We start from the raw sequence: 18799 nt of genomic DNA, 5'->3' as shown, positions 1-18799 counted from the left end.
TCTCTTTAATTAATCAAGTGCATCAACAAGTTCCTTTGTTTTTGTGTATATGTCACCACTTTTGATTATTGAAGTGCCCACAAGCACTGCATCTGCTCCTGCCTCAATAACCATTTTAATATCTTCTATGCTGTATATTCCACTTTCACTAACTATGATGTGGTATGTGTCGTTGGTTTTGTCAAAATCCCTTATAATCGGAGCAAGTTTAATGGTGGTGTCCAGATTGATCTCCAGAGTACTAAGATTTCGGTTATTGATGCCGATGATTCTTGCATTTGTTTTAAGGGCTTCTGCAAGCTCATCTTTGTTATGTACCTCTACAAGTGGTTCAAATCCTTTTGATATAGCCAGATCTACCATTTTACCAAGAGTATTTCTAAGAATACCTGCGATTAGTAATATAAGGTCACTTTCTATCTCATCAAACTGGACTTTATTGACGATGAAATCTTTACGTAATACTGGTAAAGGTACCTTTTTTCTGACAGCTTCGAGATTATTGGTCGACCCATGGAAAAATTCTGGTTCTGTAAGCACAGATATCGCAACAGCGCCGGCTCTTTCCATCTCTTTTGCTATCCTTGCAGCATCATCCGGTAATATGTCCATTAATTTTTTTCCAGGTGAAGCTGGTTTTACTTCAGCTATGACGGCAACCTTTTTTTCTTTTTTCTTTTCTTTAATGGCATTGATAATGTCTCTTTTTTCATCCGTATTTTTTAAATTTACCTTCTGTCCAGTATCAGTTTTAATTTTTGAGATTCTGTTTTCAGTAGATTTCACTATATTATTGATAACCGAGTGCATTGAGTAACCACTTGTGTGCTGTAATGTGCAAAGATGTACATGGATGTCAATGTATTTAAAAATATCGGCGCATAGTCCTATTTAATAATGATACTCTATGGCCTTCTTAATGAATAGGTTTGCATTAAGGGTTCCCACTTTTATCTTTTAAGAAGAAGTCTATATTGGGATCTTTCTGTCCATTATAATGAATATCAGCCATATGTTCCTGAATGCCTAATTTTTCCTGAATTGTAATTGGCGGGAAATATGCAAGATATGCAAGAACAGTTCCTATTAAAACAAATAATCTTGCAAACATCTGCATCACATCTACTATTGCAATCATATCTGTAAGCATGAAGTCAAAGACAAATGATATGGCAACAAGTGGAAGGGCTGTTCTATAACGTATCCTTTTTGGCATCCTTTGCAAGAATATGAGTAGCAAAAGCCCAAGTATCATTGAAGTAGGTATGACAAACAGACCCATGAGGTAAAGGTTTATGGCGGCATCACTGTTAATCATGAATATGGAGCCCCATTCAGTCACTACGGGTCCTACTATTCCACTGCTATACAAAAAAGCAAGATAAGCTGCTCCTATTAGGGTGAATATCAGTGCAATATATTCTCCAACTCTTGTGCTACCTGTTATCACATATATTATGAAAAAGACCAGTGGAACTGGTATAAATGCAAACGGAATTGCTGTTATGAAATATAGGGTGGCGTCCATTTCCTGGTTTCCCAAATAAGCAATGAACATCCTCACTGCTGTTGGCAGGTATGTCAGTCCTACAATTAACCAGAATACCATAAGTGAAAAAAGAGCAGGTTTGCTATTCTCTTTATATCTTTCCTTATTCCTGGAAAGCACCCATGCAAATGCGAGGGATGAGAGTGTGATTGCAAAACATATTGTGCCATTTAATAATAGTCCTGAGTTCATCTCTGTCTATACTTGTATTTGATTTATTTTATTTATATATTTTCATTGTATAGTATTTTGTGTAATTGTTACTTGTTTGGCGTTTGATATTTCCAACCAAATGGTATTTATATTAATTATTACTATAATAGTAATATATCCAAAATTAGTAGGATATAAGAGGAGGATCGTACATGAAAGCAAACAAAGCATTACATTTAAACAAAAATACTAGAGCCCAGGTGGGAATTGGTACTCTTATCATATTCATCGCAATGGTGCTCGTTGCAGCAGTTGCAGCTGCTGTGCTCATTCAGACATCCGGTGTACTTCAGCAAAAAGCTCAGTCCACAGGAAAACAGGCAACTCAGGAAGTTTCATCTAACCTGATGGTTAAGGGTGTAGAAGGCGTACGTGCCAAAAACACATCAGTGGATATGTCTTCTACAGTAGATCTTCTCAAGCTCAAAGTGGGGCTTAATGTTGGAAGTGCTCCGGTAGATGTTAATCAGGTAGTTGTTTCAATTACTGATGGTACTACTGCAAACAATCTTGTATATGCAGGCAACGAAAAATCTTATGCATCCACAGGTAATTCTGATGGGGAAATGAATCCTTTCAGTTTCTCAAATACAGCTACTAACCTGGCAACCCTTCTGACTGGAAAAACGAATATAAGCGGTGTTGAATTGACAAATTCTCAGAAATACTTTACTGTTGAAAAGATTCGTGATGAGGATGCTTCATTCTCTCAAAGTAATCCGGTCATGAACACTGGTGATCTAATCACATTATATATTGCCACGACTTCAGACACTGCAACTCTTTACTCACAAGTTGGAAGTTCTAACGTGAGTGCTGGTCTTGATGATTCCGGTCTCAATCTTGTTCCAAGAGCAACTGTTAATATAGTTCTCACACCAGAATCCGGTGCAGCAACAACTGCTGATTTCGTTGCTCCGTCATCATATGGTGTAAAGGAGACTGTGCAACTGTATCCATAACAAGGATTTGTGCGATATTTTCGCATTTATCTTTTAAGGAGTTAATAACATGAAAGCAAACAAAAGAATGATGAATTCGGATACAGGTGCTCAAGTTGGTATTGGGACCCTTATAATTTTCATTGCCATGGTACTGGTGGCAGCAGTCGCTGCAGCAGTCCTTATCCAGACGTCTGGTGTACTCCAGCAGAAAGCTCAGTCTACTGGTAAAGAGGCAACTCAGGAAGTTTCGTCTAACCTGATGGTTAAGAATATTGAGGGCGTGCGTGCAAAGATAAATTCAACTAGCATGGCAGATAATGTTTCACTGTTGAGACTAAAGGTTGCTTTGAACGTAGGCAGTTCTCCGGTTGATGTGAATCAGGTTGTTATTTCCATTACAGATGGTACTACTACAAATAACCTGATTTATGCAAACAATGAGAAAACATATGGTAATGCTATGGCGAACTTCAGTAGTACTGCCACAGGAGCCGCGAATCTGTTGAAAATGCTGGAAGATACCCAGACTACCCCTGGTGACAATGCCAAGTATTTCTATACTGTAGAGAAAATTCGTGATGAAGATGGTTCCTTTACTCAGGGGAAACCTGTGATGAATACTGGTGACCTTGTTACGTTCTACATTTCGACTGTTGCTGTAGGTGACACTGCTTATACTAAGATGGGCACTGCAACTGTGTCTGCACTTAAGTCCACTGGTCTTGTAATTGAGCCGAGGACTGTTGTTAACATAGTACTCACGCCTGAATCTGGTGCAGCAACAACTGCAGAATTTGTAACACCATCTTCATATGGTATAAAGGAAACAGTACAATTGTATCCATAAGGTGATATCTATCACCTTTCTTTGTAACTATTCAGCCTACCACAATTAGCCTATTGATACTGATTTAATCAAAACGGAGATGTTTGCTCACTAACAACCTAAGAATCAAAAAAGCAATCAATGGCAACAATCAAAATTAATGATCCTAATAAAATGTAGGTCTCAACTTTTTGTCAAGATTGCTATTGATAGTGTTTTTATCAGGCTGAATAGTTACCTTTCTTTTTTCATTTATCTCTTAAGCACTTTAATGCTTGTATTCAGGTTTTTTTGATTAGCGTATCAATTTTTTATTACATTATTCAGTTCGTTTTACGATATATTGCAAAATGTGTGAACTTTGTTCAGTGTGCACTGCTGATAATTCTCAGACCTATTATTACCTGATCAATACCTTGTTTCACTAACGTGTAAGTATATTGATATTATATGGCATTGATTCCTTTATTTGGTGCGTTAGTAGAAGTTCATGAACATGGGGAAGGATAATAGCCACTATGCATGAATACATTTTTGTTTCCAATATTTTAGTTCGTCACCTTTTTTAATCAGGCGGAGGTGCTGATTGTTAAAATCACAGATAAGATATCTATTACCGGGTTGTGTATTTTTCAGCAAATCCCACATTTGCTGATTCAGAATAAAAAAGTAATTATTATAAGTAAGTTCGGGCTAAAACAATATATTAAAAAGAGTACCCTTTTCAAGGCATCCTTTCTATGATCTCACCCATTCTTTTGTTCTTTTTGTAGAATGCAGTACTATCTTTGAGGAAGTTGGCTGCTGTAACTCCTTTATCCGTAATGATGTATCCACCTCTTTTGACCTTTTCAGCCAGACCTTCAAGCTGGAATACTGTTTTCATTTTGCTTCCGATACTTCCTTTATCTGCAAATTGGTCAGTATACTTTCTGATATCTGCAAATTCTGTGATCTTGCCTTCATTTTTTCCAAGGACTTTCAGTATTATCCTGTACTGCATGTCGCCAGGTCCCTGGTGTATTCCCAATGACTGGTAAAACTCGGCTACTTCCTGTTCCAGTGCAACATCTATCTCTTCAGACATCGAGTTCCTCCTCTTCATTGTTACTATCGATGTCTTCTTCATTTTCATATAATTCGTATGAGTATTTTTTTATTCCCAATTTTTCCTGTAATGTCAATGGTGGGAAATATGCCAGGAATGCCTGAACTGTTCCGATAAGCACAAATATCCTTGCAGCCAGTTGCATGACATCTGTCAAAGTTATCATGTCCGTGAGCATAAAATCAAAAACGAATGATATTGCTACCAGTGGTAGTGCAGTTCTGTATCTGAGTCTTTTCGGCATACGCTGGAGGAAGATCAAAAACAGGAGACCAAGTATCATTGCAGTTGGAATTACAAAAAGACCTACCAGGTAGATGTTTATTGCAATTTCACTGTTGATCATAAAGAGGGATGATACAGTTGAAACTTCAGGCCCGATAACTCCTTTTGTGTACAAAAAGGTCAGGTATGCAAATCCAAAAAAAACAAAAAGTAATGATGTGTAAGCGCTTATTTTTTTGTCCCCTACTATTACATACATTATGAAAAATACCAGGGGGACAGTGACAAATGAGAATGGTATTGCTGAAAGGTTATACATCATAAAATCAAGTGTGGGCATATCCAGATATGCAGCGATCATTCTTATTGTGGTGGGTAGATATGTAAGGCCCACAAGAGACCATAAGATAACTAATGACCAAAGTGCTGGTTTGCTTTTTTCTGAGTGTTCCTGCTCGCTACGTGCCAGTACCCATGCAAAAGCAAATGATGATATTGTAATTGCAAAACATATAGTTGCATTTAGTAATAGGCCCGCATTCATTTAATCCCTCATATACTTTTATTTATACATTGTTAATATATAATATTTGCTAATTCTGTAACTTTAATGTTTGCTGTTTGATATTTCCAACCAATTAATATATATATTATTGAATGTTATAATAACACATCCATATATTTGGATTTATAGGAGGATATTACATGAAAGCAAACAAAAGATTGATAATGAAAAAAGATACACATGCCCAGGTGGGTATAGGTACTCTTATCATATTCATTGCAATGGTGCTTGTTGCAGCAGTTGCTGCGGCAGTTCTAATTCAGACATCCGGTGTACTCCAGCAGAAAGCTCAGTCCACAGGAAAACAGGCAACTCAGGAAGTTTCATCTAACCTGATGGTCAAGGGTGTAGAAGGTGTTCGCGCCAAAAATTCACCTGTGCTTATCTCAAATACGGTTGACCTTTTGAAACTAAAAGTTGGCCTTAATGTGGGTAGTGCTCCTGTAGATGTAAACCAGGTAGTAGTTTCAATTACTGACGGTACTACTGCAAACAATCTTGTATATGCGGGAAACAAGAAATCCTATGCTTCCACTGGAAATGATAATGGTTTTATGACTGGTTTCACTACGGGTGCAAGTGTGAATTTGGTAACTCTTCTGACTGGTGTAACTAATGTAACTAGTGAATTCAACAATTCTGATCATTACTTCACCGTAGAGAAGATACGTGATGAGGATGCTTCATTCTCTCAAAATAATCCTGTAATGAATACAGGGGATTTGATTACTCTCTATATTGCAACAACATCCGATTCAGCAGCTTCTACAGGTTATTCTACAGTAGGTAGTTCAGATGTATCTACTGGTGGGCTTAATCAATCAGGTCTTAATCTGGTTCCAAGGACCACTGTCAATATTGTACTGACGCCTGAATCCGGTGCTGCAACTACGGCTGATTTCGTTGCTCCGTCATCATATGGTGTTAAGGAAACAGTACAGCTTTATCCATAATGTATTTCAGATATGCAGTGGTAACCCATTGCATATTTTTATATTGAGGGGTTCTAATGAATTCTGATGTAAAGCTTTTAAAGAATAACACTGCCCAAGTGGGCATTGGTACCCTTATTATTTTCATAGCGATGGTTCTGATTGCTGCAGTTGCTGCATCGGTACTTATCCAGACTTCTGGTGTACTGCAACAACAGGCTCAATCTACCGGTAAGCAGGCAACTCAGGAAGTATCATCAAATCTTATTGTAAAAAGTATAGAGGGCGTACGTGCAAAGAATTCGTCAACAGTTATGTCTTCCGATATTTCACTTTTAAAGGTGAAGGTTGGATTGAATGTGGGGAGCTCTCCAGTTGATCTGAATCAGTTGATAATAACTTTGTCAGATGGTTCAAACACAAATGATCTTCTATATGGCAATAACGATAAAACATATGGTAATTCCATGGCTAACTTTTCGTCATCTGCGTCAGCAAGTGCGAATCTGGGTAAGCTGTTAACGGGTACTCAGGCTAGTCCTGGTGATAATGCAAAGTACTTCTTCACTGTTCAAAAGATAAGGGATGAAGACCTTTCATTCTCACAGGCTAATCCGATAATGAATACAGGAGATCTGGTGACAATGTATATATCCGTTGTTTCTGATACTGACCTTTCTTATACGACAATAAGTGGGGTATCAACTTCGGGTGATCAGAAAGATTCCAATCTTGATATTGCTCCTCGTGCTTCTGTTAGCATAGTGATGACTCCGGAAGCTGGAGCTATGACGATTGCGGAATTTATTACTCCGTCTTCATATGGTACTAGAGAAACGATACAATTATATCCATAAGGTGATTATATTCACCTTTACTTTTTGAGGGTTAGTATGTCAGAAAAGATTCTTTTAACACTTTTTATTGTGATTTCGTTATTTTTCATTTCAAATGTAACGGCTGAAGCCTCATTTACGAACGACTTAAATATTCAGGATACGTCAGTTGATTTTGTCATTAATGAATTCTACACTGGTGTTGATGCAGATGTTTTCAGAACCGGTCTGGATGTTGATGAAAATGGTGAAGTAAGCACACTTGAAGTAGATATGTTCGTAAATGAGTTTGCAACAAATAATAGTGGTCGATACCTTGGATATATTATTATTGACGATGGTGATATACCTCTGTCAATAAGCTCTTTCAACCTTGAAGTGATGGGTGCTGAAGGTTCTGTGGGTAGTTCTGAAATACGTGTTCAGACTAATATACGCTATAACTTATCAGTTTCTTTGGCAACAGGAAAACATAGCGTATGGGTACTTGGACATCCATCTATAGAACGCATGTCAATTTCCATTCCACAAGGCACACAAATCTTAAATGTTGACGGGTTGGATTATCTCGTGCAAAGCAGGCATGATGGCCGGGTGCTACTTGAAGGTCGTAGTGGGATACGCTCTTATATAACAGAAGGACGCCAGACGTTCGAGTATGCTGTTTCAATTGATACTTATAAGTCTTCTTTTATTGCAGACTTATCTTTATTTCCTTCTTTATTTTGATGACTACTTTTCTAATACATATTATATATTTATATAATGGATATAATTAAGTACTATGTGTATATTATATTAAGTTGATAATAATATTCTATTACCTCAGGTGCTTAAATGAAACACAAGTATTGTTCTATGATCTTATTGTTCGTTATCCTGATTAGCATATATAGTAGTGGTTGTGTCAGTAAATCTCCTGAAGAAGAGGTTCCTTCGAAAGTGCTTGTTTTTTTAGACGCTATCAATGAAGGTGATTATAATACTCCTTTTAGCATGTATCAGGGTAAGGATTTTCTTGCAACTGCAAGTATTAAGATGAGCTTTGAGAATAAGGGTATGGAACCAGGAAGTATTGCAGAGAGCACTATCATTTCCCAGGATATCGTTGGTGATCTTGCGGTCGTAAAAGTTGAATGTTCAGTATCCACACTTGATCTTTCAGGAAACGCGAAAGGTGCAAATATCGTTCCTGTTTATTTCAGATTACAGAACAGTGAATTAGGCTGGGTAATAACGCGGGTTTCTTTTACTGTGCCATTGACTCTTGAAAATTCTGAGACTGTGGATATTGAGGTTGAAGGCACATCAATTGATGTAATTGTTGATAATGCTCCCCTTATAAGTGTACTTGCTTTTGCCATGCTTGGGTCAGGAGTCTATCTGGACAAAAAGGACAAAGCTAAGAAAAAGGAAAATAGCCGCACAATAGATGTTTCAGGCGCAGTTCCTATGCAAAAAGAGGCCATTGCGCAATATGTCAGGTTCGTCCCGGCACAACAGGTTACTGTTGGCAATGCTACAAGCATTGATGTCTGGGTCAAGAATTTTACTCAAAAACCCTATGTTAATTTTGCAATGAAAGCTAAATTTGGCAGTTCTCTTGAACCGGAGAAAGTAGATCTCTTTTTTAATAACATTGCTCCAGGTGAAACTGCAAAAAGGACATGGATAGTAAAACCTAAACTTGCTGGCTGGGCATCCATCGAAGAGCCAACTGTGGTATTTGAGTACATGGATACAAAATATATCGGTGTGCTTGATCCTGTATGGATGCAGGTCCAATAATAATTGGGGGGCATATTGATGTCATCAGATAATAATGAAGCAGGAGATTCTTCAAAGAACGTTTCTACAGATATTATGAAAAAACTGAATGATGCATTTTCCTCTTATCTTGATGGAAGCGAATCAATAGCAAAAGAGACAGATACATCAGAAAATGATTCTCTTCTTGAATTGGTGCGTTCTGGTATAGCTGAAAAACAAAGTCATGTTGAAGAGGCTGACCATGAGGGAATCGATGTAGACATCCCTGCAAAAGAGATTGTTAATATTGAATGTGAAATATCGGTTTTTTCAGAAGATGATGAGCCTGATAACATTAATGTCAACACACAAGTACCGAGTGTTCTTTCCGGTGTTTTTGATGATGTTCAATACCAATCTGTTGAAATTGAAGTAAATGAAACAGATGACACTGCAGAGGATGAAGGGGAATCGCACTACTTAGAAGTTGTTTCCGATATTTTGAAAAAGACTCCTAAAGGTTTCAATCCTTCATTTTCTATGGTTGAAAATACCAGTTCATCTGATACTCCATTGCATGTGCACGATAAACCTGGTTTGAATGAATCAGAACTCAAACTATCCAAGATTTCTGGTTCTGAAAAGGCAGTTTTATCTGCTGCTATTACAAAAAAACTACAGGAACAACCTGTCAAACCCAAATTGGAATCAGAAGAACCACAGGTCAAGAACAATGATGCTGGAATTGTGTCATCATCTCCAGTTCCTTCCTTTACTATATCCTTTGAACCAAAAGAAACTACAATCATTGGTAAATCGAAAGTGCAACAGCCTAAGAGCGCTTCGCCTATCTCATCTTCTTCAGGTATTTCGGAAAATGTAAAGGCACACAGGGTTTCAGAAAAGCCAAAGGAAAATGTTCCTGATAATCCTACAACGATTGCTTTCCTTTACAACAAGGATCATAGAAGTCACGATGCTGCTTCTTTGTCCATTAATACTCATGAGAAACCTGAGCGTCTGATTAAAGCTATGTGGTATCTGGAGAAGAATAAGGTCTTCGAGGATGGCACATGTACATTTATTGATAAATTTGAGATGGCCGATGAGTCTGATCTTTTGAGGGTGCACGATGAATCATATATCTCATTCGTTCGTTCCTATGCAAGTGCAGGCGGAGGTTTTTTAGGTGATAGTACTTACATGACTTCCACATCATACGATATTGCAAAGATGGCGGCTGGTGCAGCTATGAAAGCCGGTGATCTGCTTATGGATAATAAGTTCTCTCATGCTTTTGTATTAGCGCGTCCACCTGGTCATCATGCAAGTTCCCAGAAGTATGGGGGTTTTTGTCTTTTCAATAATGCAGCGATCCTTGCAAAATACCTGCAAAAGCGCAGGAATGTGGGAAAAATACTGATACTTGACTGGGATGCCCATGCAGGCGACGGTACTATGGAGATATTCTATGAAGATCCGACTGTCATGTTCCTGTCAGTTCATCGGGATCCTCATGGTTTTTACCCTCGTAAAGGGTTTAGTACCCAGACAGGGGAAAATGCAGGCAAAGGGTACACTTTGAATGTTGAAATGCCAGAAGGTTCCGGCAATGATGAATATATGCTGGCGTTTGATGAGACTATTGTACCTATGATCAGTCAGTTTGCTCCAGAGATAATTATATTCAGCTGCGGCTTCGATGCATATTATCGGGAAAAGAATATTGGTTTGATGTTGGATTCAGATGGTTATCATCAGATGACAACAAAGGTATGTTCAGTGTTTTCTGGCCCAATGGTCTTTCTGATGGAAGGTGGCTATCATGATTTCAATGGCCAGCTATGTCATAGTGTTCTTAGTTCCCTTCATGGGAATCCCAATCCTGTAAGTGACCGTCAGGAAATCTCAAGCTATAAGATGAATCAGCAAAAGCAAATATTTGCCGCCACACAAAAGAAGATAGAAGAATCGAAAAAGCATAGCCCTATTCTTTCCTTGCAGGTGTCATGATGGTTCATGTTGGTCTTACTATTAATGAGAGTCACTACTTGCACGATTCATTGCTTAATGGTTTTCCCTGTCCTGAAAGCCCATCCCGCTTAAAGGATATTCTGGAATATTTGGAATCAACAGGTCTACTTGATGGTGACAGGTGTCATATATTTGAATCACAGCCCGCAATAGTCAGGGATGTTTTGCGAGTTCACACAAATGAATATGTTGAATTTGTAAAGGCATGCACAAAAAATTCTCAGCTAAGTCTGGGTAAAGATGTATATTTATGTCCTTCTTCTTTTGAAGTACTGTTAGATGCTACAGGATGTGTTCTGAATGCAGGTGATCTTGTTATTACTGGCAAGTGCAAGCATTCTTTCGCTCTGATACGTCCGCCTGGTCATCATGCTGGCCCTGCTACTTCCAGCGGATTCTGCATTTTCAATAATTCCGGAGTACTTGCCCGCTATCTTCAGGAAGTGCATGGACTTGAGCGAATTGCAATAGTAAATATTGACGCCCATGCTTCTGATGGTACTCAGTCGGTATTTGAAGCTGATCCCAGCGTCCTTTGCATATCTATTCACCAGGACCAGTCAACCCTTTATCCTTACAAGGGTTTTATCCGGGATATCGGTGTCAGGCCTGCACTTGGGTCTTGTATTAATATGGAGATGCCTCCTGAAGCAAGCAATCCCGAATATAATGTCTTCTATGATGAAGTGGTGGAAAAAGTACTAACAAAATTCGATCCGCAAATCGTTATACTTGAATGTGGTTTTGATGCTTATCATAAAGATGCTCTGACAAAACTGAATCTTACAATTGATGGGTACTACCAAATTATATTTAAATTAGCAAGTAAATGGAGCATTGTATCTTTGCTGGAAGGCGGTTATCATGATGATCTTGGTCTGCTAACATCAGTAGTCCTGAGGGCATTGGCTGGTGAAAACAACATTACGGATGATATGGACCTGATAGACCTGCTTGCTTCAAGGCATGTGAAAACCAGGGAAGATTTCAATAATAACTTGGCCCTTCTGAAAATGAGATTAGGTCCATACTGGGGTTTGTGAACCCTTACTTAAAAAAGGTAGTTGATTAAATGTTTGAACTTGCAAGAACTGATGATGGCATATCCTTTTGTAAACTTGAACATGCTTTTGAGCTTGACAAGTTACAGATAGGGGAATTCAGTTACTTCAGGAAATATCTTGGTATGGCTGATTATTTCGCAAATTTCCAAAGCTGGCTTAAAAGACCTACTGTGGCATTAGTACTGGCAATATCAGGTAACACTGTTGTTGGATGGTCCATGAATGAAAAATGGAGTTCTCCTTCAAGAGATGGGAAACCTGTTTATGTTTTACGTGGTATTGAGATCTCTCCACAGTTTGCAAGGAAAGGTATGGGAAAGAATATGTTTTTCCTTATATCTAATGTGCTCCTTGGTCATGTTATTACAAAGCCTGTAAATAAGACTGCAAAATTATTCTTTGAATCCCTCGGTTTTATAGATCCATCTGGTAATTCTCTGGTAAATCTTAGTGATCATCCAGGTTATCTGATACTTAAAGAGAATAAGAAAGAAGCACTTTCTTATGATGGTATTTCTTTGCTTGATGAGAATATAATGTCCTGTAAGATTAAGTTGTTCCCAAAAGAGATGTGCCTTGAGGCTGCAAAAAAGGAAGCTGATCCATCATCAACATCCAGATGTACTTTAATTGAGGATACTGTTGCAACTACTGAAGATGAAGGGGATGTATTACTGGAGCCAGAGGATAAAGGGATTTTTGATTCGCAGGAATCTTTTATCTTTGACGGCAAATTCATAGGGGGGCAAAAAATGATGTCTCCTTGCAAATGTGGTCATTGTTTAGTGCATAAATATCAGGTCACTAGTAAGAGGAAAGGCACTGCTTTTATTTGTGCTAGTTGTAATGTTGAAAGGTATTTCCTTCCACTTAAGAGTTAATTGAGTAGTATATTTCTTTTTCTTTCCGCACAATTTTTCAAGTATAAGGCTGTCCATTTTGTTTTGACTTGTAGAAATCCTAAATATTCTGTTGACTAGTAAGTAAAATTTTATTTAAAATATTCAAATGATATTTTTGTTTTTGAGTGATCAATTCAAATATTTATAAAATAAAAATTGACTTATTCTCTTTTTTCAATAGAAGGTTATTAATATGGCTAATACAATATTAGTTATAATTATAATACTAGATATATAATTTGTTTATATGGGGTATTTCCACATGGCTCAAGAGCAGGGTATAGCAAAAGTCGATCTTACTTATATTTATAAAGCAGTGATGATGGGTAATGCCCTTTATTCCGATAATTGGGAAAAAGGTGTTCTCTATCTTACCAACCTGAACCTATGGTTCTCAGAGGGTGGGGGATGGATAACGATACCTTTGAAAAATATTACTATGGTGGGGAGGGAGGTTACTGATCCAATTCGTGTAAAGGCACAGCGGACGATTGGAACTTCACATGTATTAATGATCGATTATCTCCAACCATCATCTGTTGTAGAAGGGGCAACAGCTCCAGCTACTGCATTATTGGCAGGCAATGAAGCGATGATCAATACATTGAAGGCCTATTTACAACCAATGTGCGGTACTCCTCCGAAGAAACAGTCTCTTTCTGATGTCGATAAAAAGCTTCTTTACATGCTTTCGACAGGTGTGAATGATTCGCAAAAACTTGTTTTCTTCATAGGTGTCGACAATGAGACGCTAGCTAATAGTTTCAAGAACTTACGGGAGCAAAATCTATGCGATACTTCAGGTGCACTTACAGAACAGGGGCAAAAACAAATTAGGGAGATGATGTGAAATGAACTTAATCACCAAAAAGGAGGTCTTTTGAGTGACTGACCCAGGTCTTCCTCCTTTCATGAGTGCTTCTGCCGGAGGTCCCCCTCCTGTGTCAGATGGCAGTTTTGGACAGTCAATGGGTGCTTTTGGGGCATTACTCAAATTACAGCAAAATATCAGTGATAGATTCCCCAAAGCAAAGGTTCCGTGGGGTGGAACCAGAGACTTCCTCAAGGCAAGCACCATTGAGATGATAAGAGCTACTTCACTTTACCGTTTCCACATGGATTTCTTCCGGGAAATAGGTCTTGGCAACATGCAATTGATCTCATATGCTCCAATGCATTACATTTATGCAGTTCCCAATAATCCTGTATGTAATTTTTATCCGGCATTGAATAATCAGAAAGTATGTGTGGCTACAACAGATGCTCTTCACAGGTTCTTCCGGGAGGATCTGGAACTTGAATGTTCCGTTGAAGAGATCGAATGTATCAAAAATGGCAATGAAGTATGCAAGTTCAAAGTAGACCTCCAGCCAATATCGGCATACCAGGTAATGCTTGATGAACACGACAAAATGATACTCTCGGGTTTCAAACCTCCGGTTGACGATAATGAATTAAGGGACAGGGTAAGGGCATTGACAGTATATAAATTACTGGAAAATGGTCGTTTATCAGAAATAGGCAATGCTTACATGCAATTTGCAAGTAACATGAAGGTCGAGGAAAAGATATTCGATCCTCCGTGGAAACTCAAGGAAGAACTCTCTTCAATTGCTGATAAACATAGTACTTTTGGTGGTGCATTTGGTGTAATGGCCAAAACAGTGCAGGACCAGCAAAAAGATGAGGTTGTACCTCCTCAACCGGCTGTCTCCGAGGAAACGCAAAAATTGCAGGAAGAAGCCAAAAAAACAGATAGTTTTGCCGAGCTTCTTGCAAAAATGAAAAAAAATCAGTAGGGATATGAATGTCAGGTTACAGGTCAGTTTCATTGAATAATCACCTGGGAGATTTTGTAGGTGAATTTGTAAGAGTGGTCACGGATAAGTCACATTACAGGGGCGAATGTGTAAGGATCGACCAGAAGAACAACAATGTTCTTTTAGTAAATGTTGTAAAGAAAAATGAAACAGGATGGACTGAGCTTAGTGAGCGTATGTTAATAGTGGGTCATGCTATCGAGTCTGTCTACATCGAAAAAAGCTTTCCTTTTGACAGTAATGAATCAGTAATACTTGCTATTGAAGATGGTTCATTACAATCGGATTCCAATCCTGCGATAAAGGAATTGGGTAATTTAAATGAATTAGGATTTCCGGAGGAACAGGTATGAGCAGCGAGAAAAGAATACCAACAGGAATTGCAGGTCTTGACAGAGTGATTGAAGGTGGAGTGCGTGACAACACAACTCTTTTGGTAGTTGGTTCAAGTGGTACCGGAAAATCTACCTTTGCCATGCAGTATCTGAATTATGGCCTTGAACATGGCGAGAATGCTCTCTATATTAGTATGGAAGAACCTCCTGAGCAGATTATGCGTGAAGCAAAGATGCTGGGTTTCAATCTTGATGAGTATTATGAAAAGGAGCTTTTCTTTTTCCACTCAAAAGGTAAGGATTTCGTAAAGCTTGTAGATGAACAACTCCCTGCGCTTGTAGCTGCCAATCAAAATTATGCAGTAAAGACCCGTGTTGTAATTGATCCATTGACTCCTCTTACATGGGCCATACAGGATAAGCAGGAGCAGCGTGAGGTTATCACTAAATTGTTCTATACTTTAAAGCAGCTTGGTCCTGTTCTTATCACAACTGAAGAGCATGCCTCTCCCGGGGAGACTGTCGGTGAGGATGTGTTGATCCCTATTTACATGTCTGATGGTGCTGTACACCTTAGTTACAGACCAATCGGGGGTGCTTTTAACAGGGCTCTTGAAATCATCAAGATGCGTGCGACTAGACATGGTGAAGAGGTCTATCCATACATATTTGTTCGTGGTGTTGGAGTTGTTGTAAGGACCACTCCGCTGATGTCTGCGGAAGATGTACGCAAGTATGATGATGTCTTTGATAAAGCTATAAGAACTGCTGCAGATCTTAGAGTCAATGAGAAAATACTTGAACGTCTTGTTTACGTTAAGGAAAACTGGTTATATCCGTTCTCTCCAAAGGAAACGCTGCAGATTTTCTTCGAATCCCAGGGTCTGAATGATACATTAACCAAAGAGGATCTTGCAAAAAGGAAAGGAGAGGAAGAAAGTTCTCCGGAAGTCCCATTAGATATCGGTGAACTATCCGGTGGAACCCTGCAAGTTGAAGATGTCGAGCTTATGCCGGAGGATGTACTGCCCTCAGATGATGAAGGACTTATAGAAATTGACAGTCTTAGTGAACTGGAAGAATTGATCCAATGATAACCTGAGGTGGGTTGAAGTGGCAGTGAAAAAATCAAAAGATGACCTTGAGGATGTTTCCCTTCTGAAGTTTGCTCTGGTCGCACAGCTAAAAAGGACACACCAATCCAGTGATGTGGATGTACTTTTGTTTGCAGGTGCAGACGGAAAGATATATGCATCCTACATACCGGAAAGTATCGGGCCGAAAATATTTGAGCTTACAAACCTTATCACCCATAACCTGCTACATGTGAGCCAGCAGCTTGCAATGGGACTTAAGCAATCGGTCATTGAATATGACTTTGGTACTGTCATTTTCTCTTCAGTTGGCCGAGGTGCGCTTTTAATATCCCTGTTTACAGGAAAGGTCGATCTCTCAGAGAACATGGACAAGATAGATATCGCTAAAAGTGTGATGCAGCATATCTTTGAACAGCGTCCTATGACAGCAGAACAGTTGGCAACCTATCCTGAAGAAGTAGCTGCAGAGTTGCGTATATTGTCTAAGATAGTGTTCAATGAAATGTATACTCAATCTTCTGAATATAAAAAGAATATGCAGATACTTGCTGACATTAAAGAAAAGATCACAGGTGTAATGGGTAGGGGAGAAGTTGAACAGGTACTTGCAATGGCTTTCAATGAGATTGCCTCATCTCCCAAATGGATGACAGAAGATCTGTGGCCTTTGCTTGTTGAAATGATAATCAATGATCAAATACGTCCGTTACATGGTGATTATGTGGCTGATATCTGTGAAGCTGAATGGATACCGGATATAAATCACAAACTTGAGTCTTTCGTATGATATGGTGATCTGCTATGGACGATGAAATATATGCCTCTGAAGTCTGCAATTCGGAAAGCCCGATTTATGGTGAGGAAGAATCAATGGAAACAGATGATTGTGCAGTTGCACTTCCAGAAGACATTCCTGATACAGATATGGATCAGCTGATAGTTGACACTGAAGACAAAAAGGGTGATTTGGATAATGCGTGTAATCCTGACAATGAAAGTGAATTGAAGTCTGATAATTCCAATTCTTTGATAGTCATTACTGAAAATTCAGATAATTCTGTTTCTGCTGAAGATTTTAGCCTGGAAAGTTCTTCAGAGAGTAATCCTGAAACTTCTTTTCAGGAAATAGATAAGGCTACGTTATCCAGGCTAAAAGAAGCTGAAATGCACAATGTTGAAATGGAATCCAGATTACTTGCATTCGAGGACAGGTTCACTGAGCTTCAAACAAGAATGGATGAAAGTCTTAATTCGAATGGAAATTTACTATCTTCTATAGAGGATGATCTTCAAACAAGAGCCAATGAGGCTGATCTGAAACGACTGCAAAATGATTTCAATCAGTTTTCCAAAAGGCTGAAACGTGTTGTTCAAGCAGAGGATTCGGTAAATGCAGAATCTCTTGATGCAACAAAAGTGCCTCCTGATGTTCTCGAAATCACCTATGCAAAAACCCTAAATGATGTTTATGCTGCCATGCTTGGTATATATGGCGACAGTGAAGCTGCTGAGATGGTGGAAGATGCCAGGGACAGTGTACGCCAGTTCAGTGCGGGTATTGATTTTTTCAGGTTTGAAGATGATTCTTTTGTAATAAGAGGTCTTTCTGAAGCTATATCTTCCAAAATAGTTTCTGTAAAACAAATACATGGGACCTATATAGAACTATTCAAAATACTTTTCCAGTATGTTCCTAACTATAATTCACAGGATTTTCGCTCATTTGTTGAAACAGGTAGCCGGGAATACACAATTAAAAAAGTAGTATTTCATGAAGGACGTATTGATAAGATTATTTCTGAGATTGACACCTTCAGGGATGAAATATCTAATATCACGGAAAATGTCAGTTTTATAGCTGAATTGCAAAATAACCAGCTTGAAGAAACAGCTTCTAATTCCCAGGAACTTGGTGAGATCAGGGAACAGATGAAGAGTGTAGCAAAGGCTGTTAATCTGCACACAAAGGCAATAAAGAAGCTAAGTAAAACTCTTGCTGAATTTCAGGACTTCCCTACTGCAGAAAACCGTGTTTTGGAAGTCACTGATCTTCCTGATCTATCCAGAATAGAGGAAATGCTGGTCACAAAGGCAGGCAGGGATGAAATACTGACAATATCTGGTGAGATGGAATCTTTCAAAGCCAATGTGGAAAATATGTTCTCTACAATACAGCAACAACTTCAGGAGAGCATGGTAACTTCCCAAAGATTAAGTGGAATCGAGGTCGATTTATCTGAAGTACAGGAAGGACTTCATACTCTTAATGTTTTACAAGAGTCGAAATCTACAAATGTTGTAGAAGAGCTAAAATCCATAAATTTTATAGACGAACCAAAACCCATAAGTGTTGCAGAAGAACCAAAACCTGTAAAACTTTCCGAAATTCCGATAGAGGATGCAATTACCGGTCAACTATCGATTCTTGGTTCTGCAACCCTCAAGCAACTTGAAAAACAGATACAAGAAAATGGATTTTCGATTGATTTTGAAAAGTTATCCCTTGTAATAGCATATCTGGAACAGGAACAACTTGTTAGTTCCACTAAAAAAGGAAGGTACACTTTTTACTCTGTTACAGAAATTATGAATGTTTGAAA

The 18799-nt window shown here is 38.5% G+C and carries 19 protein-coding genes; 15 read left to right on the top strand and 4 right to left on the bottom strand.

Annotation, left to right across the window (positions count from 1 at the left end; genetic code table 11):
• Positions 1 to 9: 9 nt before the first annotated feature.
• Both WN948_RS01660 and WN948_RS01655 read right to left on the bottom strand, forming a co-directional pair.
• The gene (locus WN948_RS01660) at positions 10 to 810 is read right to left on the bottom strand and encodes an indole-3-glycerol-phosphate synthase (protein WP_342305257.1); all 801 of its coding nucleotides are present in this window, start codon (positions 808 to 810) and stop codon (positions 10 to 12) included.
• A gap of 124 nt (positions 811 to 934) precedes the next feature.
• A complete protein-coding gene (locus tag WN948_RS01655; protein ID WP_342305256.1) occupies positions 935 to 1741 on the bottom strand; it encodes a hypothetical protein in 807 nt (268 codons plus the stop codon).
• A 173-nt stretch (positions 1742 to 1914) separates the two neighbouring features.
• On the opposite strand from WN948_RS01655, the gene WN948_RS01650 reads away from it, so the two are divergent.
• Together WN948_RS01650 and WN948_RS01645 are read left to right on the top strand one after the other, a co-directional pair.
• A complete protein-coding gene (locus WN948_RS01650) occupies positions 1915 to 2724 on the top strand; it encodes an archaellin/type IV pilin N-terminal domain-containing protein (RefSeq protein ID WP_342305255.1) in 810 nt (269 codons plus the stop codon).
• Between the two features lie 49 nt (positions 2725 to 2773).
• Entirely contained in the window at positions 2774 to 3553 is a 780-nt protein-coding gene (locus WN948_RS01645) for an archaellin/type IV pilin N-terminal domain-containing protein (protein WP_342305254.1), read from the top strand.
• A gap of 703 nt (positions 3554 to 4256) precedes the next feature.
• Here the strand turns inward: WN948_RS01645 and WN948_RS01640 are convergent.
• Positions 4257 to 4619, bottom strand: a complete 363-nt coding sequence (locus tag WN948_RS01640; protein ID WP_342305253.1) for a hypothetical protein — start codon at positions 4617 to 4619, stop codon at positions 4257 to 4259.
• Positions 4612 to 5409 carry a hypothetical protein gene (locus WN948_RS01635; protein WP_342305252.1) on the bottom strand — a complete coding sequence of 266 codons (798 nt, stop codon included), beginning with the start codon at positions 5407 to 5409 and terminating at the stop codon, positions 4612 to 4614. The genes WN948_RS01640 and WN948_RS01635 overlap by 8 nt, the downstream gene beginning before the upstream one ends.
• Positions 5410 to 5570: 161 nt before the next feature.
• On the opposite strand from WN948_RS01635, the gene WN948_RS01630 reads away from it, so the two are divergent.
• From WN948_RS01630 to WN948_RS01570, 13 genes are all read left to right on the top strand, one after another.
• A complete protein-coding gene (locus tag WN948_RS01630; RefSeq protein ID WP_342305251.1) occupies positions 5571 to 6383 on the top strand; it encodes an archaellin/type IV pilin N-terminal domain-containing protein in 813 nt (270 codons plus the stop codon).
• 56 nt (positions 6384 to 6439) lie between these two features.
• Positions 6440 to 7219 carry an archaellin/type IV pilin N-terminal domain-containing protein gene (locus WN948_RS01625; protein WP_342305250.1) on the top strand — a complete coding sequence of 260 codons (780 nt, stop codon included), beginning with the start codon at positions 6440 to 6442 and terminating at the stop codon, positions 7217 to 7219.
• Positions 7220 to 7255: 36 nt separating this feature from the next.
• Positions 7256 to 7927 carry a hypothetical protein gene (locus WN948_RS01620; RefSeq protein ID WP_342305249.1) on the top strand — a complete coding sequence of 224 codons (672 nt, stop codon included), beginning with the start codon at positions 7256 to 7258 and terminating at the stop codon, positions 7925 to 7927.
• Between the two features lie 108 nt (positions 7928 to 8035).
• On the top strand, positions 8036 to 8986 hold the full coding sequence (locus WN948_RS01615; RefSeq protein WP_342305247.1) for a hypothetical protein: 951 nt from the start codon (positions 8036 to 8038) through the stop codon (positions 8984 to 8986).
• Positions 8987 to 9004: 18 nt separating this feature from the next.
• Entirely contained in the window at positions 9005 to 10960 is a 1956-nt protein-coding gene (locus WN948_RS01610; protein WP_342305245.1) for a histone deacetylase, read from the top strand.
• Positions 10957 to 12024: a histone deacetylase gene (locus WN948_RS01605; RefSeq protein ID WP_342305244.1), complete on the top strand. Its 1068-nt coding sequence runs from the start codon at positions 10957 to 10959 to the stop codon at positions 12022 to 12024. The genes WN948_RS01610 and WN948_RS01605 overlap by 4 nt, the downstream gene beginning before the upstream one ends.
• 29 nt (positions 12025 to 12053) lie before the next feature.
• A complete protein-coding gene (locus WN948_RS01600) occupies positions 12054 to 12926 on the top strand; it encodes a hypothetical protein (protein ID WP_342305243.1) in 873 nt (290 codons plus the stop codon).
• 283 nt (positions 12927 to 13209) lie between these two features.
• A complete protein-coding gene (locus WN948_RS01595) occupies positions 13210 to 13797 on the top strand; it encodes a hypothetical protein (protein WP_342305242.1) in 588 nt (195 codons plus the stop codon).
• Positions 13798 to 13831: 34 nt separating this feature from the next.
• Entirely contained in the window at positions 13832 to 14746 is a 915-nt protein-coding gene (locus WN948_RS01590; protein WP_342305241.1) for a hypothetical protein, read from the top strand.
• A gap of 8 nt (positions 14747 to 14754) precedes the next feature.
• Positions 14755 to 15120, top strand: a complete 366-nt coding sequence (locus tag WN948_RS01585) for a hypothetical protein (protein ID WP_342305240.1) — start codon at positions 14755 to 14757, stop codon at positions 15118 to 15120.
• On the top strand, positions 15117 to 16196 hold the full coding sequence (locus tag WN948_RS01580) for an ATPase domain-containing protein (RefSeq protein WP_342305238.1): 1080 nt from the start codon (positions 15117 to 15119) through the stop codon (positions 16194 to 16196). Before WN948_RS01585 ends, WN948_RS01580 begins: the two co-directional genes overlap by 4 nt.
• A 19-nt stretch (positions 16197 to 16215) precedes the next feature.
• Positions 16216 to 16986 (top strand): hypothetical protein, encoded by a 771-nt coding sequence (locus tag WN948_RS01575; protein WP_342305237.1) that lies wholly within the window; start codon positions 16216 to 16218, stop codon positions 16984 to 16986.
• A 14-nt stretch (positions 16987 to 17000) separates the two neighbouring features.
• Complete coding sequence (locus WN948_RS01570; RefSeq protein WP_342305236.1) at positions 17001 to 18797, top strand: hypothetical protein; 1797 nt, start codon at positions 17001 to 17003, stop codon at positions 18795 to 18797.
• Positions 18798 to 18799: the final 2 nt, after the last annotated feature.

Source organism: Methanolobus sp. ZRKC5, from assembly GCF_038446525.1.
Taxonomy (GTDB): Archaea; Halobacteriota; Methanosarcinia; order Methanosarcinales; family Methanosarcinaceae; genus Methanolobus.
This window is presented reverse-complemented; position numbering and strand designations above follow the sequence as displayed.

What these genes read in the sequence shown, in the direction of transcription:
- WN948_RS01660 (WP_342305257.1), bottom strand. Translation starts at nt 810, where the DNA reads ATGCACTCGGTTATCAATAATATAGTGAAATCTACTGAAAACAGAATC.
- WN948_RS01655 (WP_342305256.1), bottom strand. Translation starts at nt 1,741, where the DNA reads ATGAACTCAGGACTATTATTAAATGGCACAATATGTTTTGCAATCACA.
- WN948_RS01650 (WP_342305255.1), top strand. Translation starts at nt 1,915, where the DNA reads ATGAAAGCAAACAAAGCATTACATTTAAACAAAAATACTAGAGCCCAG.
- WN948_RS01645 (WP_342305254.1), top strand. Translation starts at nt 2,774, where the DNA reads ATGAAAGCAAACAAAAGAATGATGAATTCGGATACAGGTGCTCAAGTT.
- WN948_RS01640 (WP_342305253.1), bottom strand. Translation starts at nt 4,619, where the DNA reads ATGTCTGAAGAGATAGATGTTGCACTGGAACAGGAAGTAGCCGAGTTT.
- WN948_RS01635 (WP_342305252.1), bottom strand. Translation starts at nt 5,409, where the DNA reads ATGAATGCGGGCCTATTACTAAATGCAACTATATGTTTTGCAATTACA.
- WN948_RS01630 (WP_342305251.1), top strand. Translation starts at nt 5,571, where the DNA reads ATGAAAGCAAACAAAAGATTGATAATGAAAAAAGATACACATGCCCAG.
- WN948_RS01625 (WP_342305250.1), top strand. Translation starts at nt 6,440, where the DNA reads ATGAATTCTGATGTAAAGCTTTTAAAGAATAACACTGCCCAAGTGGGC.
- WN948_RS01620 (WP_342305249.1), top strand. Translation starts at nt 7,256, where the DNA reads ATGTCAGAAAAGATTCTTTTAACACTTTTTATTGTGATTTCGTTATTT.
- WN948_RS01615 (WP_342305247.1), top strand. Translation starts at nt 8,036, where the DNA reads ATGAAACACAAGTATTGTTCTATGATCTTATTGTTCGTTATCCTGATT.
- WN948_RS01610 (WP_342305245.1), top strand. Translation starts at nt 9,005, where the DNA reads ATGTCATCAGATAATAATGAAGCAGGAGATTCTTCAAAGAACGTTTCT.
- WN948_RS01605 (WP_342305244.1), top strand. Translation starts at nt 10,957, where the DNA reads ATGATGGTTCATGTTGGTCTTACTATTAATGAGAGTCACTACTTGCAC.
- WN948_RS01600 (WP_342305243.1), top strand. Translation starts at nt 12,054, where the DNA reads ATGTTTGAACTTGCAAGAACTGATGATGGCATATCCTTTTGTAAACTT.
- WN948_RS01595 (WP_342305242.1), top strand. Translation starts at nt 13,210, where the DNA reads ATGGCTCAAGAGCAGGGTATAGCAAAAGTCGATCTTACTTATATTTAT.
- WN948_RS01585 (WP_342305240.1), top strand. Translation starts at nt 14,755, where the DNA reads ATGTCAGGTTACAGGTCAGTTTCATTGAATAATCACCTGGGAGATTTT.
- WN948_RS01580 (WP_342305238.1), top strand. Translation starts at nt 15,117, where the DNA reads ATGAGCAGCGAGAAAAGAATACCAACAGGAATTGCAGGTCTTGACAGA.
- WN948_RS01570 (WP_342305236.1), top strand. Translation starts at nt 17,001, where the DNA reads ATGGACGATGAAATATATGCCTCTGAAGTCTGCAATTCGGAAAGCCCG.